The sequence below is a fragment of the Pseudomonas sp. WS 5411 genome, assembly GCF_012985595.1.
Taxonomy (GTDB): Bacteria; Pseudomonadota; Gammaproteobacteria; order Pseudomonadales; family Pseudomonadaceae; genus Aquipseudomonas; species Aquipseudomonas shahriarae.
This window is the reverse complement of sequence record NZ_JAARMC010000004.1, coordinates 1-14,620: the sequence shown is the minus strand read 5'-3', so window position 1 is coordinate 14,620 and position 14,620 is coordinate 1. Positions and strand designations below refer to the sequence as shown.

Annotated in this window: 13 protein-coding genes; 3 read left to right on the top strand and 10 right to left on the bottom strand. The window is 62.1% G+C overall.

The window, feature by feature from the left end; translation table 11 throughout:
• Position 1: 1 nt before the first annotated feature.
• From HBR93_RS09250 to HBR93_RS09240, 3 genes are all read right to left on the bottom strand, one after another.
• On the bottom strand, positions 2-862 hold the full coding sequence (locus HBR93_RS09250; protein WP_057960104.1) for a branched-chain amino acid ABC transporter permease: 861 nt from the start codon (positions 860-862) through the stop codon (positions 2-4).
• 68 nt (positions 863-930) lie between these two features.
• Positions 931-2,133, bottom strand: a complete 1,203-nt coding sequence (locus tag HBR93_RS09245; RefSeq protein WP_169960167.1) for an ABC transporter substrate-binding protein — start codon at positions 2,131-2,133, stop codon at positions 931-933.
• A gap of 149 nt (positions 2,134-2,282) precedes the next feature.
• Positions 2,283-3,050 (bottom strand): FCD domain-containing protein, encoded by a 768-nt coding sequence (locus HBR93_RS09240; RefSeq protein WP_057441603.1) that lies wholly within the window; start codon positions 3,048-3,050, stop codon positions 2,283-2,285.
• Positions 3,051-3,344: 294 nt separating this feature from the next.
• Here HBR93_RS09240 and HBR93_RS09235 point away from each other — a divergent pair, with 294 nt between their 5' ends.
• Positions 3,345-4,250, top strand: a complete 906-nt coding sequence (locus HBR93_RS09235; protein ID WP_057960102.1) for a LysR family transcriptional regulator — start codon at positions 3,345-3,347, stop codon at positions 4,248-4,250.
• A 4-nt stretch (positions 4,251-4,254) separates the two neighbouring features.
• Here the strand turns inward: HBR93_RS09235 and HBR93_RS09230 are convergent, their stop codons facing one another.
• The 5 genes from HBR93_RS09230 to HBR93_RS09210 all read right to left on the bottom strand — a co-directional run bounded on the left by HBR93_RS09230 (position 4,255) and on the right by HBR93_RS09210 (position 11,101).
• A complete protein-coding gene (locus HBR93_RS09230; protein WP_262377274.1) occupies positions 4,255-4,962 on the bottom strand; it encodes an alpha/beta hydrolase in 708 nt (235 codons plus the stop codon).
• A 187-nt stretch (positions 4,963-5,149) separates the two neighbouring features.
• On the bottom strand, positions 5,150-6,496 hold the full coding sequence (locus HBR93_RS09225; protein ID WP_120733571.1) for an OprD family outer membrane porin: 1,347 nt from the start codon (positions 6,494-6,496) through the stop codon (positions 5,150-5,152).
• 92 nt (positions 6,497-6,588) lie between these two features.
• Positions 6,589-7,941, bottom strand: a complete 1,353-nt coding sequence (locus HBR93_RS09220) for a citrate-proton symporter (RefSeq protein WP_057960099.1) — start codon at positions 7,939-7,941, stop codon at positions 6,589-6,591.
• A gap of 95 nt (positions 7,942-8,036) precedes the next feature.
• Positions 8,037-9,425: an amidase gene (locus HBR93_RS09215; protein WP_169960165.1), complete on the bottom strand. Its 1,389-nt coding sequence runs from the start codon at positions 9,423-9,425 to the stop codon at positions 8,037-8,039.
• Positions 9,426-9,706: 281 nt separating this feature from the next.
• Positions 9,707-11,101 carry a PLP-dependent aminotransferase family protein gene (locus tag HBR93_RS09210; protein ID WP_169960274.1) on the bottom strand — a complete coding sequence of 465 codons (1,395 nt, stop codon included), beginning with the start codon at positions 11,099-11,101 and terminating at the stop codon, positions 9,707-9,709.
• A gap of 131 nt (positions 11,102-11,232) precedes the next feature.
• Between HBR93_RS09210 and HBR93_RS09205 the strand changes: the two genes are divergently transcribed.
• Positions 11,233-11,868: a LysE family translocator gene (locus HBR93_RS09205; protein ID WP_057960097.1), complete on the top strand. Its 636-nt coding sequence runs from the start codon at positions 11,233-11,235 to the stop codon at positions 11,866-11,868.
• Between the two features lie 118 nt (positions 11,869-11,986).
• Entirely contained in the window at positions 11,987-13,045 is a 1,059-nt protein-coding gene (locus tag HBR93_RS09200; protein WP_057441593.1) for a diguanylate cyclase, read from the top strand.
• Positions 13,046-13,241: 196 nt separating this feature from the next.
• Here HBR93_RS09200 and HBR93_RS09195 read toward each other — a convergent pair whose 3' ends face one another.
• Together HBR93_RS09195 and HBR93_RS09190 are read right to left on the bottom strand one after the other, a co-directional pair.
• The gene (locus HBR93_RS09195) at positions 13,242-13,625 is read right to left on the bottom strand and encodes a hypothetical protein (protein ID WP_128593325.1); all 384 of its coding nucleotides are present in this window, start codon (positions 13,623-13,625) and stop codon (positions 13,242-13,244) included.
• A 3-nt stretch (positions 13,626-13,628) separates the two neighbouring features.
• Positions 13,629-14,620 (bottom strand): RHS repeat-associated core domain-containing protein (locus HBR93_RS09190; protein ID WP_178112088.1); only part of this gene is annotated, 992 nt, incomplete at its 5' end.

Sequence of the window (14,620 nt, the reverse complement as noted above, 5' to 3'; positions counted from 1 at the left end):
GTCAGGCTCTCCCGAACAGGCCGTAAGGGCGTACCAGAATCACCACGGCCATGGCGCCGTAGATCATCAGGCTCGCGCCTTGGGGCCACAGGGTGGTCATCAGGCTCTGCACCACGCCCACCAGCAGGCCGCCCACCAGGGCGCCGCCGAACGAGCCCATGCCACCGATCACCACCACCACAAAGGCGATGCCGAGGATCTCCGGGCCGACAAAGGGCTGGGCGCCACGCAACGGGGCAAACAGCACCCCGGCGATCCCGGCCAGGGCCACGCCGAGAGCGAAGGTCATGGAGAACAGGCGGAAAATATTGGTGCCCAGCAGCGACACGGTCTCGGTACTTTCACTGCCGGCCCGCACCAGGGCGCCAAAGCGCGTGCGCTCCAGCAGCAGCCACAGGCCCAGGCCCACCAGCCCCGAGAACACAATCAAAAACAGGCGGTAGTAGGGATACACGAAGTCGCCGACCACCAGCACCCCGCGCAGCAGTTCCGGCACGGCGACGCTTTTGCCCACCGGGCCCCAGATCATCACGCTGGCTTCCTGGATGATCAGCGCGATACCCAGGGTCACGAGGATCTGGAACATGTGCGGCAGGTGGTAGATCCGCTGGATCAATAATCGCTCGATCAGCCACGCCAGCGCGGCCACCACCAGCGGCGCGATCAGCAGGGCCAGCCAGAAGCTTTCGGTGAGGCTGACGGCGGTGTAGCAGATGTACGCCCCCAGCAAAAAAAACGCGCCGTGGGCGAAGTTGACGAAGTTCAGCAGGCCGAAAATGATCGTCAGCCCGACCGCAATCAGGAAGTAGATCATCCCCAGGCCCAGGCCATTGAGAATCTGGAACAGGTAAAGATTGAGCATGCAGGAATCCTCCAACAGGCGGCCGCGGTCAACGGCCCTGTCGTGTGTTACCGGTGAAAGTGGGCGGATCAGCCGAGCTTGCAGCCCGTGGCTTCTACCGGTGGGAACGACTGGCCGGAGCTGAGGACTTTGGCCAGGTCATCCTTGTCGGCCATGTCGCCCGTGGCCTTGCCCACCAGCAGGTAGTAATCCTTGATCACCTGGTGGTCGCCGGCGCGGATCGTTTCCTTGCCGGTCGGGCCGTCGTAGCTCAGGCCCTGCATGGCCTTGGCCACGGTGGGGCCGTCGAAGCTGCCGGAGGCCTTGATGGTGTCGAGCATGACTTTGGTGCTGATGTAGTCAGCGGCCAGCGGGTAGGTGGGGTTGATCCCGTATTTGGCCTGGGTCAGCTTGACCAGCTCACGGTTGAGCGGGGTATCGACCTGGTGCCAATACTGCGCGCCGAGGTACACGCCTTCGAGTACATCACTGCCCAGTTCCTGGAACTGGTCGAGGCCGGCGGACCACACCAGCAGCACTTTCATGCGCTCCTTGATACCGAAGTTGACGGCCTGGCGCAGGGTGTTGGAGGACTGGCTGCCGAAATTCAGCAACACCAGCACGTCGGGCCGGGCGGCGATGGCGTTGGTCAGGTAGCCGGAGAATTCCTGCTCCTGCAATGAGTGATAGCTGTTGCCCACATGTTCCAGGCCGTTTTCGGCCAGCACGCTTTTGGCGCCTTCGAGCAAGGCTTCGCCGAACACGTATTGCGGGGTGATGGTGTACCAGCGCTTGGCCTCGGGCAGCAGCTTGATCAGCGGCACCAGGGTTTCGCGGATCGCGCCATAGGTGGGCACCGACCAGCGGAAGGTCGCACTGTTGCAGTCCTTGCCGGTGACTTCGTCAGCGCCCACCGGGGTCATGAACACACCGCCAACCTTGTCCACTTCCTTGGCCACTGCCAGTGCCGAGGACGACAGGGTGCAGCCCTGGAAGAACCGCGCGCCGTCCTGGCCGATCGCCTCCTGGACCTTGCGCACCGCCTTGCCGGCGTTGCCTTCGGTGTCGATCACCTTGTAGTTCAGTGGGCGCCCGAGGAGTTCGGGGTACTGGGCCACCGCCAGGCGTGAACCCATGTCGGCAAACTTGCCATAGCTGGCAAAGGCGCCAGACATGGACTTGAGGCCGTAAAAGGTAAACGGTTCGGCGGCGAATGCACTGCGCACGCCCAGCGGAAGGCTGAGCGCGGCGGCGGCGGTGAGGCTGGCTTTCAACAACGTACGACGCTGCATGGGGTGACTCCCTGGTTTAGTTATTGGCAGGAGTGGCAATGGCGATACGGTGGAGCACGGCCTGTGGGCAGGCCTTTTTTATTGAGGTGAAACACGGTCAAAACTGTAGGCGCAGGCAAGCCAGCTCCTACAGGGGATTTGGGGTGTTTTCAGGAGTGGTCGAACTCCAGCAAAAAGTGTGGGCTGACCTGGCCTTCCAGCGCGGTCATGTGGTGTTCGGCGTCGCACATGTGTTCATGCATCAGGCTGCGCACGGCGGCTTCATCGTTGGCGCGAAACGCGCTCAGCAGTTGCTTGTGATAGTCCAGGTTGGCCGCGTCGAATTGCTTGCGCTTGGGCTTGTAGGCTTTTTTCAGCACCACCAGGTCGCGCAGCAGGTCGTTGAGGAACTGCGCCATAAAACTCAGCAGCGGATTGGGGCAGGCCCTGGCCAGCAGGTTGTGGAACTCCAGCTCCGCCAGGCGCTGCTCGCGCTGGCCGGCCTCGCTGTCTTCCGGCGCGCTGCAAAAGTCCACGTTGTCTTGCAGGGCGCGATAGTCGTCTTCGCTCAAGCGGCCCAGCACTGACACTGCCAGTTCCACCTCGATTACCTTGCGCAGTTGATACACCTGCTCGCCATCCAGGTGCTGGAAGTGCAGGTAGTTGCGCAAGGCGCGGCTGGCCGGCTCCGTGCCGGCCTGGTTCAGGTACGCGCCACCGGTAGGGCCGGTGCGGGTGCTGACCAGGCCTTCGACCTCCAGGGCCTTGAGCGCTTCGCGGGCCGAGCCCTTGGAGCATTGGAAGCTCTCCATCAATTCGCGCTCGGTGGGCAAGCGGTCGCCGGGCTTCAAGGCATCGGTGACGATCGAGCGCTTGACCGACTCGACAATCACATCGGAAAGCTTCTGGCGTTTGCGTCGCAGGGGGCGGCTGAGCATGGTTTTCTATTTATCGTATTAATGCGGATAAATAGCACTTAATAGGGGTTGGGGCGGGGCGTCAACGGCAGGGGTCGTTTTCAGTTAAAACAGGTCGTAAACCACGTCCATGGGCCCCATGTGGGAGCGGGCTTGCTCGCGAATGCGCTGTATCAGCCGACATATCCATCACTGGCCCACTGCATTCGCGAGCAAGCCCCCTCCCACAGTTGATGTGTCGTGCTCATAAAATCTGAGCCTGGCGCAGTAATTGCCTGCCATAGCGCTCCAGTCTTTGTGCAGGAGCACCCGAGCATGCAATTACGAGCCTTGCGGTATTTTCACGAGGTGGCGCGCTGCGCCTCGTTGCGTAAGGCGGCCGAGCGTTTGTACGTCACGCCCACTGCCGTCAGCCGGCAGATTGAACACCTCGAACACTTCTTTGGCGCCGCCCTGATTGAGCGCGGCCCGCGCGGTATCCGCCTGACGGTGGAGGGTGAGTGCCTGGCCGAGCAGGTCACCAGCACCCTGCGCGGCCTCGATCAGGTGCGCGATGTGATCGCCAGCCGGCAGAGTCAGGTGGCGGGTAACATCAGCATCCATGTGTCAGAAAGTATCGTTTCCACGGTGCTGGCACCGGTGCTTGCGGCGTTCTACCGGGCGCACCCCAAGGTCACCTTCAATATCGTGATCGCCAGCGCCTCGGCCACCCTCGACGCCCTGTGCAGTGGCGAGGCCGACCTGGGCCTGGCGTTCTATCTGCAGGAACGGGCCGACGTGGAAGTCACCGCACAATGCGAGTTGTGGCACCGGGTGCTGGTCAGTGCCGAGCACCCCTTTGCCCAGCGCGACAGCATCGAACTGCGCGAACTAGAGGGCCAGCCCCTGGCCATTCCTGACTCGGCGTACGGCGTGCGCCAGGCCCTGGAGATGGCAGCAAAAAAACGAGGGGTGACGATCCAGCCGGTGTTTACCACCAGCTCCCTGGAAGTGCAGAAAAGCCTGGCCCGGCAACGGGCGGCGGTGTTGATCCTGCCCCAGGTGGATGCCGACGCCCGCGACCTGGGCGATGGCCTGGTGGCGGTGCCGATTGCCGATGAGCACCTGGGGCGAATCCGCATCGACCTGTGCGGGTACCGCAACCGGCCGCGCTCGGTGGCGGTGCTCAAGTGCCAGGAAATGCTGGCCAGCGCGATGCAGCGTTGTGCGCTGGTGGACTGAAGCCTCAGTTGCCCAGGCAGTCGCTTGCCGGCGGTGGCTGCCTGCCGTGTGCCAGGTAGACACCCGCCCAACGATTTACGCAGCGGCTGGCATCGACGACGGAACTGCCCTGTAGATAAGGCCCCTTGAGCCGCAATGTGGCGGGCAGGGATTCGAACGCCGGGGTGGCAGCCTCATCGGGCTCTACCAGCACCATGCGTTCGATGCGATCGGCAAACAGCCCGGCGTAGCCGGCACCGAGCACGTTGCCTTGGGCGATGCCCAGGAAGCTGATCCGTTGCTCACCCAGTTGCTGGCGTACAAACTCCATGTCCCAGGCCGATTGCTCGTTGTCGGCTGCTGTGCGGGCGTTGCGCGGGCTCAACTCGATGACATCGTAGAACTGGGTCAGCGTGCGGTACGCCTCGGTGTTGTAGTACTTCCAGACTGTGGCCAGGTGCACCGCGAACACCCCGCGCAAATCCGCTTGTGCGGTAGCCGGGCGGGTGAAGATCACACCCCGACGCTCCAGAGGCTGACGGGCACCGACCCGGGTGAGGGTCAGGCGCAACGTGCGTGTGTCCGCGGCCTGATGGTTTTGCGGCACGGTGACGATGCCGCACTGGGTGCGTGCCATCACCTCCTGGTCAAGGGCCCGTCCGGGCAGGCGCGGGCAATCCACCAGCCACTCGATACCCGGCGGTGCGGCATGGCCGGGGGAACTCAAGAGCATTAACCATCCACTGATGACGCAAAGCGCTGCTGCTTTCAAAGGTTTCATCCGCGTTCCTGGGTAACCGTCCGTAGGGGACAGGCTTTTTACCAAGCGCGGCGGCGAGCCAATGCCGGAGCAGTCTCATGCAGGGTGTAAGAATTCTGAATATTACCCGTCGGCATTGACTGGTGCCGACGGGCGGGTGTCAGAACAGGTTGATGGGGAAGTTGCCGACGATCCGGAACTCGTCGTAGCTGCCGTCAATTTGACCGCCGCTGGCGCGGTGGTTGTAGACGATGGTGCGCAGTACGGTGTTCTTCAATTTCCCCGATTGCACCACGTAGGCCAGCATCAAGCCGTTTTCATTGTGCTTGGCGTTATCCAGGCCGCGCACGTTGTAGCCGGTGTTGTGGCCGTTGCGATCCCCCTCGTAGTGTGTGCCGTCGATGCCCCAACCCTTGGCGTGCCACAGGCTGGCGGTCAGGCCGGGCACGCCGTAGGCGGCCAGGTCGAGGTCGTAGCGCAGTTGCCAGGATTTTTCGTTGGGGCCGTTGTAGTCCGAGTACAGCGAGTTGGCCATGTAGTTGCCGGTGGACTCCCACACATAGTCGAAGTACTCGTTGCCGAACACCTGTTGCCAGGCCAGGGTCAGGCTGTGGGCCTGGTGGTTGGCGGTCACGGCCAGGCTGGCGGCGTCGTTGTCGATATAACCCAGGCGCTGCTGGCCGGAATCCTGGGTGTGGTAGTAGTGCAGGGCGGTCTTGAGCGCCACCGCGTTTTTGTCGCCGATACGGTGGGTCAGCCCCAGGTAGTACTGGTCCCACATGTCCTCGAAGCGCGAGCCGTAGAGGCTGGCTTCCAGGCCGTAGCCCGGCTTGAGCGTGGCCCCCAGGTAGCTGATGCGCGCGCCGCTGTAGGCGCGGTTGCCAAAGGTGGTGGTCAGGCGTTCGGCGCCGGTGCCGGTGCGCGGGATGGCCCGGTCGAAGCTGCCGCCCTGCACCGACAGCCAGTCCCGTTCGTTGCTGTACAGGCCCACGCCCTGGAAGCTGGAGGGCAGGGCGCGGTTGTCCTTGTAGCGCAGGATCGGGTTATCGGTCATCAAGCGCCCGGCCTTGAGCTCGGTGTTGGACAGGCGAAACCGCACATCGCCCACCCCCAGCCGGCTCCAGGTCGGGATCGCATCGCCGTCGCTGTCCACCAGCACGCGGTCACCGCCATTGGCCACCTTGCCATGCCCGCGCTGCAGGTTGACCGCGCTGAATACGCCGACATCGACCCCCACGCCAATCACGCCCTGGGTGTAGCCGGAGCTGTACTTGAGCATGGCGGTCTGCACCCAGGTTTCGCGCACGCGGGTGCGTTCGATGCCGGCGGGTTTCTGGATGCTCAGGTAGGTGCTGCGCTGGGTGTGCTGGTTGGAGTAGTAGTGACGCAGGTTCAGGTCCAGGCTGCTGCCGTCGATAAAGCCGGGGGCGCTGGCCTGGGCGTTTTCTTGAGCAAAAGCCTGGGTACCGGACGCCAGGGCGGCGGCCAGGAAAAGACGTGGATACATGGTGAATCCCCACACAAAGAAGAGTAAGGCGACCGCTGAGGCCGGGCACAGTACCTGTGGCAAGCGGTCTTGCCACAGTAGGGATAAAGCGATCAGCGAACCGGGGCTTCTCTGAGCCGGGTTTCGCGGGCCGGGGTGCCGGGCAGCACTGGCCGGGTTTCCTTGGCGAACCAGGCGGCGGTGAGGCACACCAGGTTGGCGATCAGTAGGTACCACACCGGTGACATCGGGTCGCCCGTGGTGCCGATCAGCCAGGTGATGATGATCTGTGCGGTGCCGCCAAACGCCGCCACACCGAAGGCGTAGACGATGGAGAAACCGGTGGAGCGCACGGATTTGGGGAAGCTTTCCACCAGCAATACGATCAACGCCGCGCCGCTCATGCCATGCAGGCCGGACAGCAGCGCCAGGGTCAGGAGGAAGGTCGACGGGCTGGGGTGTTCGGTCATCAATTGCAAGGCCGGGAACAGGATCAGCAACAGCACCACCCGGGGCGTCATCAGGATCACCCGGCGCCCGAAACGGTCGCACAACATGCCGCCAGCCACTGCGCACACCGCCATGGCCGCACCGGCCACCAGGGTCGAGAGCATGGAAATACTGGTGGGCAGCTTCAGCTCAGTCAGGGCAAAGGTGGTCATGTAGTTGAGGAAGTACTGGGTGATGGTGCTGCCCGAGAGGATCAGCAGGCCCAGGACCAGCGCGCGCCGATGCTTGCCGCAGACTTCGCGCACCAAGTCGCCGGTGCTGGTGGTTTCGCCCTGGCCGTGGAAGGTCTCGGCCAGGTTGCGGCGGATATAGATACCAATCGGCAACACCAGCAGGCCAAACACGAACGGCACGCGCCAGCCCCAGCTGTTGAGGTCTTCGGGGGACATGACTTTGGTCAGGGTGTAACCCACCAGCCCGGCGGCCATGGCGGCGACGCCCTGGGCGACCACTTGCCAGCAGGCATAGGTGCCGCGTTTGTGCGGCGGCGCGGCTTCCAGGATATAGGTGGTGGCGGGGCCGGCTTCACCGCCCCAGGCCAGGCCCTGAATCATGCGGGTGACCACCAGCAGGATCGGCGCGGCAATCCCGATGGTCTCGTAGCCGGGCAATATCGCAATACTGCCGGTGCCCACCGCCATCATCACCAGGGTCAACAACATCGCCGGCTTGCGCCCCACGCGGTCGGCGTAGGCGCCAATCAGCACCGCGCCCAGGGGCCGTACGATAAAGCCGATGCCAAAGGCCGTGACCGAGAGCATCAAGCTGACGAAGGCGCTGTCGGACGGGAAAAACGTATGGCCGATCATCACCGCGAAGGTCGCGTAGACCCCAAAGTCGAAAAACTCCACGGCATTACCCAACACCACAGCGAAGATGCTCTTGCGACCGGCGTCCGGCGATGGCGTTTCGGGTGTGTGCTCGGGACCCTCGCGAGTCAATTGTTCAGTGTGCATACCAGCCCCTCGATTTTAGTTATAGGTCGTCCAGACCCCGGCCTTGTGGCCAGGGAACAGGCGTGTGGGTGGGCAGTTCAGTTACAGCGTCAAGGTCAGTTCGGGTTCGGCCATTGGTGGATTGCGCCACGCCAGCTCTCATAGGTTTTTGCGATTTGCAGCAGCCAGATATCGGCAAAACGCGGTGCGATCATCTGCAGGCCGATGGGCATGCCATCGGCGGCGAAACCACAGTTGATCGACAGCGCCGGTTGCTCGCCCATGTTCCAGGGCACGGTGAACACGATGTGTTCGAACGGTAATTGCGGGTCATTGCTCGGTGACGGCCATTCGGCGGGGAACGCGTTGACCTGGTTGGTGGGCGACAGGATCAGGTCCAGGTCGCTGAAGGCCTGTGCGGCGCGGCGGCGCATCTCGAAGGTCTGGTTGAACCCCTGCACCGCCTGCACGCCGTTGATGTCGGCACCGGGCGCGGCCCAGTCGCGGATGTACGGCAAGACCTTATCGAATTGCTCGCTGCTCAACGCCGACAGGTCGCCCCATTGCCGGGCGCGCCAGAATTGGTCGAGGCCGTCGAGCTGGGCACGGTCCATGATCGGCGGGATCAGCGTGACCTTGGCGCCATGGGCTTCGAACAGGCGCGCGGCGTGTTCCACCGCCTCACACACGAAACCTTCCGGTTGCAGGCCGGCGCCGGGTTCCAGCATCAGGCCGACGCGCAGGCCCTTGACCGACAGCGGCTGGTTGCTCCACTCGCTGGTGAGCGGCGGCAGGCTGGTGGCGTCGCGGGCATCGGGGCGGGCCAGGTGCTGCATCATCAGCACGCAGTCGTCCACCGTACGGGTCATGGGCCCGGCGGTGCGTCCGGTGTAGTACGGGTCAATCGGGATACGCCCCAGGGTTGGCTTGAACCCCACCAGGCCGCACCAGGCGGCGGGCAAACGCACCGAGCCGCCGATGTCGGTGCCGATATGCAGTGGCCCGTAACCGGCGGCGGCCGCAGCGGCAGCCCCCGAGCTGGAACCGCCGGTGTTGTTGGCAGTGTTCCACGGGTTGCGGGTGATGCCATGGAAGCTCGACAGGCCGGAGGAGAGCATGCCGAAATCCGGGACAGTGGTCTTGGCCAGCACAATCGCCCCGGCTTCCCGCATCCGCGCGGCGGGCGGGGCGTCCCTGAGGGCCGGGGTCAGGCGGGTGGCGGCACTGCCGAGGGGAATCGGCGTGCCTTCGGTAGCCACCAGTTCCTTGATGGTCACGGGCACGCCATCGAGCACCCCATTGGGCTGGCCTTTGTTCCAGCGCTCGGTGGAGGCCTGGGCTTCCCGGCGCACCTGCTCGGGATCGAAGGCATACAGGGCGCGGATCTGCGGCTCCCAGCGGTCGATATGGCCCAGCAGGTGATCGTAGTAGTCGATGGGGGAGAGCTGGCGACTGGCGAAATGCGCCAGCAATTGCGCGGCCGTGAGGTCGTGAAGGTCGGTCATTGAGCGCTTCCTGGTGATGGGCCCTGGGGCTCATGGCGGGTGGCTGTTGGACCCGACTATATAAACCCTGGGGGGCAGCGACCATCACATTCGAAGCGGTGCAGTGTTGCGTTTTTGTGTGCACTCAATTGTCACGACTGTGGGAGCCGGCAAGCCCTAATGCCCGTCAGTTAAGCGCAGATCCCCTGTGGGAGCGGGCTTGCTCGCGAAAGCAGTAGGTCAGTCAACATCAATGTTTGCTGGGCCGACGTCTTCGCGAGCAAGCCCGCTCCCACACTGGATCAGCGCAACAATGGCTCGATGGCTTGCCGGACCCGTGGATCGTCACAGTGCGCCACATTGAAACGCATAAACTCGCCCATCCCCGACTCATACCCAAACAACGCCCCCGGCGCCAACACCATGCCGCGCTTGAGCCCGGCCTCGGCCAATTGTTCAGCGTTAACCCCGGCCGGCAGGCGCGCCCAGAGAAACATCCCGGCCTCATACCCCATGGGCAGCTCACAGCCACAGCGGCGCAACCACTGTTCCACCCGCGCACCGGCTTCCAGCAGGCGCTGGACCATGCGCTTGCGGTGCCGCGCATAGCTGCCCTCGCTGAGCAGGCGGTAGACCAGTTGCTCGAACAGCTCCGAGGTCACGCCGCCGCTCATCAACTTCATATTGGTCAGGTTGGCCGCCAGTTGCGGTGCGGCCACCACATAGCTCATCCGGGTATTGGCGCTGAGGGTTTTCGAGAAGCCCGACAGGTACGTCACCTGCTCCAACCCGGCAAGTGCCGCCAGGCGGGGCGGCGGGTTGGGGTGCAGGTCGCCGTAGAGGTCGTCCTCGATGATATGGCAGTGATACTGACGCATCAGTTGCAGCAAGCCAAAGGCCTGGGCTGCACTGAAGGAATGGCCGGTGGGGTTGTGCAGGATGCTGGTGGTCACATACAGGCTGGGCCGGGCCTCGGCGAGCAACTGCTCCAGGGCCGTCAGGTCGAGCCCGTCCGGGCCACGCGGCAGTGTCAGCACCTTGACCCCGTGCAGTGCCAGGTTGGCGTGGAAGTTGAAATAGCACGGTGCATCCAGCAGCACCGTGTCACCGGGGCGCGCCAGCAGGCGCATCAACATGTCCAGGCCTTGCAGGGTGCTGGGCGTGGTGATGATCTGTTCCACCGGCACTGCCAGGCCATCGCCCTGCAGTTTTTGTTGCAGGGCCTGGCGCAGGGGCAGGAAACCCGCTGGCGTGCCCATGCCGGCAACCCGCAGGGAAGGGGCCCGCACCACACTGCGCAGGGCCTGGCGCATGGCTTCGGAATCGAGCCAGTCTTCGGGCAGATGCCCGCCACCGGGGCGTAGCTCGCCCTGGCCGGTCAGCATCGGGCGGCGCAGCACACTGAGCAAATCCTGGGGCAGCAGGTCCACCCAGTTGCTCGACGACGGCTGCGTCTGGCGCTGGGCCACAAAGTGCCCACGGCCTTGGCGCGAGGTCAGCAGATGTTGGCCGCGCAGACGGTCCAGGGCTTCATTGATGGTGAATTTTCCGACACCCAACTGCGCTCCCAGCTCACGCACCGACGGCAGTTTGCTGCCAGCGGCCAATTCGCCTTGTTCGATAGCACGGGCGAACGCCTCGACGATCTGCTGGACCTTGGGGGCGTGCTCATGAAAGTGGATCTGCGGAAGGGCCATCGCGACGTCCTGAAGTTTGCCGGTCACTTTACCGGTAAAGCCTGCGTGAATAACCGCCGAGTTTACCTGCCCGACACGGAATTCGCGCCCTAGACTGCGCAACATTCCTCCCCGCCGCGAAATTACCCACCATGGTCACCGCCCTTACGCTGTCTTCCTTTCTGTATTTCCTGGTGCTGTGCAGCACCCTGGCCTTCAGCCCCGGCCCGATGACCTTGCTGCTGCTGAGCCTGGGTCTCAAGGACGGCCTGCGGCACTCCTTGCCGGCCCAGTTCGGCGCCAGCGTGTCGTACCTGATTTCGATCCTGATCTTTGCCGTGGGCTTTTCCGAGCTGATCAAGGGCTACCCGCTGATTACCCAGGGCATCCAACTGGTGGGTGTGGCCTATATTTTGTACCTGGCCTACAAGCAGTGGACCAGCAGCGGCGTGCAGATCACCGCCGCCGGGCACGGGCCCGAGACGCCCCGCGGCCTGTTCGGCAAGGGCTTGCTGACCGGCCTGTCCAACCCCAAGGCAATCATCCTGTTCAGCGCCGTGTTCCCGCAGTTTGCCGCCGTCGGGCAGGACAGCGCCGCCGGTGACATCGCCATCCTCGGCCTGACATTCCTGATCCTGCAATTCGCCAGCGGCTGCCTGTATTGCTACTTCGGCCAACGTATCAAGCATGTGCTCGAGTCGCCGCGCAAACGCATGCTGTTGCAGAAGGTCACGGCGGTGTTGCTGCTGGCGGTGGCGATGTTGTTGGCCCGCGGTTTCTCCAGCTAGGCCGCTGGCGTCAAGGGTTTGGCAAAGCGATTGGCGTCTGCAGTAACTGTCTGAGCGGTACTGGCTATTTGCCTTTGCCCTGATAGACTTTCAGCATTCATCCAGGATCAGCCAGATCATGTCAGCCGCAGGAGGAAAAGGACTTCCGCTCGCCAAACGTCTGTACAAATCTCGGACCCTGGGGCTGACGCTCGGCTTTGTCTGTGTATCGGCCGGCATGTACCCACTGGACCCGCCTGGCTGGGTCTGGGCCTGGATGCTGATCAACGCCTTCGCCTGGCCGCACCTGGCCTACCAAATGGCGCGCCGCGCCGAAAACTCCCTGCGCGCCGAGCGCCGCCACCTGTTGGTGGACTCGTTTTGTGGCGGCTTCTGGGTCGCTGCCATGCACTTCAACCCGCTGCCCAGCGTCACTACCCTGTCGATGATGACTATGAACAACGTCGCCATCGGTGGCCTCCGATTTATGCTGATGGGGTGGGTGGCCCAGGCACTGGGCATCGGGGTGGCGCTGCTGCTGTTCGCCCCGGCCTATATCGCCCTGACCACGCCCGCCCAACTCTACGCCTGCTTGCCGATCCTGATGCTCTATCCGCTGGTCCTGGGCTGGATCTGTTATCGCCAGGCCATCACCCTGGCCCGGCATAAACGCGAACTCCTGGCCCTGAGCCGCACCGACAGCCTGTCCGGGTTGCTTAACCACGGCGCGTGGAAAGACCAGCTGGAAATCGAATTCGCCCGCTGCCGGGGCGGCCAGCAGGGGGCCGCCATTGCGTTGATTGATATCGACCATTTCAAGACCATCAACGACACCTACGGCCACGTAACCGGCGATATCGTGCTACGCCAGTTGAGCAAGATCCTGCGTCAGAACCTGCGCGCCACCGACCTGGCCGGGCGTTACGGCGGCGATGAATTTTGCGTGATCCTGCCGGACATGCCCCTGGGCCACGCCACCGAAGTAATGGACGCCCTGCGCGACCGCTTCAGCTCCCTGGGCTACGCCCAGGACCCCACCCTGCGCGCCAGCCTGAGCATCGGCCTGGCACCGTACCAAGCCTCCCACGACGACGCGACCAGTTGGCTGAATGACGCCGACCAGGCGTTGTATGAGGCCAAAAGCGGCGGGCGCAATCGGGTGCGGTCGATGCAGGGAGGGTGGGTGCGGTCGGTTTGAAGGGCCTTGGGGAATCTTGGTACTGCTTTTTTGTGGGAAGTCCGCTCGCCACAGGGATCGTGTTTGCCTCAGTTGCTGCGGTGTTAAATCCATCACCCTCCCCGGTAAGGGCATATCGACTTTATCAATGAGCATCAATAGTGGTTATTAGTTGGTTTTTTGTAGTATTTTGGACTCCTAAATAGATCTGTTCTGATTATCTTAGCGAGTCTCCCCAACGCACGCGAAATTCAATTTGTTCCTCGATATCGTTAGTCAGGTCATGTTCTTCGTAATCGAATATACGCACCATCTCTGGGTCAGGCTCACCTAACTTCATTTCATAGGCTACGAGGCCACTAGACATCGAAGATGACATAGCAGAAGGGAAAACATTGATTTTTGAGCCTTTGCACAAAAATTTTACTTCGCTAAATTCCTTTCGCAACAAACCAAATGAGCGAAAAACATCCAGTCCGGAGTACGTTTTTTTTGTTTGGTCGGAAAAGGTTATAAAAAGCGCACATGTGTTTCGATCGTATTCTATTTTTGCTTTTTCAATGTTGCCTCGATTGAGTATGCTTATTTCTATATTTTTCATGATTTACTTTCTATAAGGGTTTATTAGGCTGTAGTTTGCGGATGTGCCATCTTCGTTTATTGGGGTTGCACCTAATATGTCTTTTCGATGAATACGGTCGGGGATGGCTATTTCTTTTTCCCTTTTGTAGTCGGATAGTATTCCTAGTTCTTTGTTGACGTCTCGGCCGGGTATCTTTTTTAAAGTGTACAAAAAGCCATCTTCTAATCCGTAACGTGTTGCAAATATTATACCTACGTCCCTTGAAGTCGAGGTGGGTACAAAATTGCTTGGTGGATCCATATTGTCTCTCGAGTGCAAGAGTAGGTCCGTGCTTTTTCCTCTGCTCTTAAACCCCTCTTTGAAGATTTTACGTGGATGCCTGGAGTCTCCCCGGTAAAGATATTGCTTTTTCGTTGCGGGGGCTGGAAGGGAAGGAGCGCTCTCGTCGGTCTTCGTATCGGCGGACGGGTTTTGGACTTCAGATCCGGGCTCACATTTTTTTTCGCCCGGACACGCATTCAACCCCAACGGATCCACCCACCCCGTAGGATTGGGCACATACAAATACCCGTTAACCCCACCCGCCAACTTCATCGGGTCGGGCGTCAGGTAGCGTCCGTTATCCGGATTGTAGTAGCGATGCCGGTTGTAATGCAGCCCGCTTTCCCGGTCGAAATACTGCCCCTGAAAACGCAGCGGGTTATCGACGGTGCTCACGTCCAGCCGGGTGACTTTTCCGTAAGCCTGGTAGTGGGCTGACCAGACGATTTTGCCGTCCGTGTTCGTCAGTTCCTGGGGCGTACCCAGGTGGTCCAGCTGGTAGTGGAACGCCTGGGTATTGGCCGGACCAAACCCTTCCAGCAAGGCCAGCGGCCTGAAGCTATCAGGCTCGTAGAGATAGCTGCGATGCTGCCCCGCCGTGTGCTCGGCGATGACTTTGTCGCCTTGCCAGAAAAACTCGGTGGTCTTGCCATTGATCACTTTAGCGATGCGCCGCCCAAACGGGTCATAGC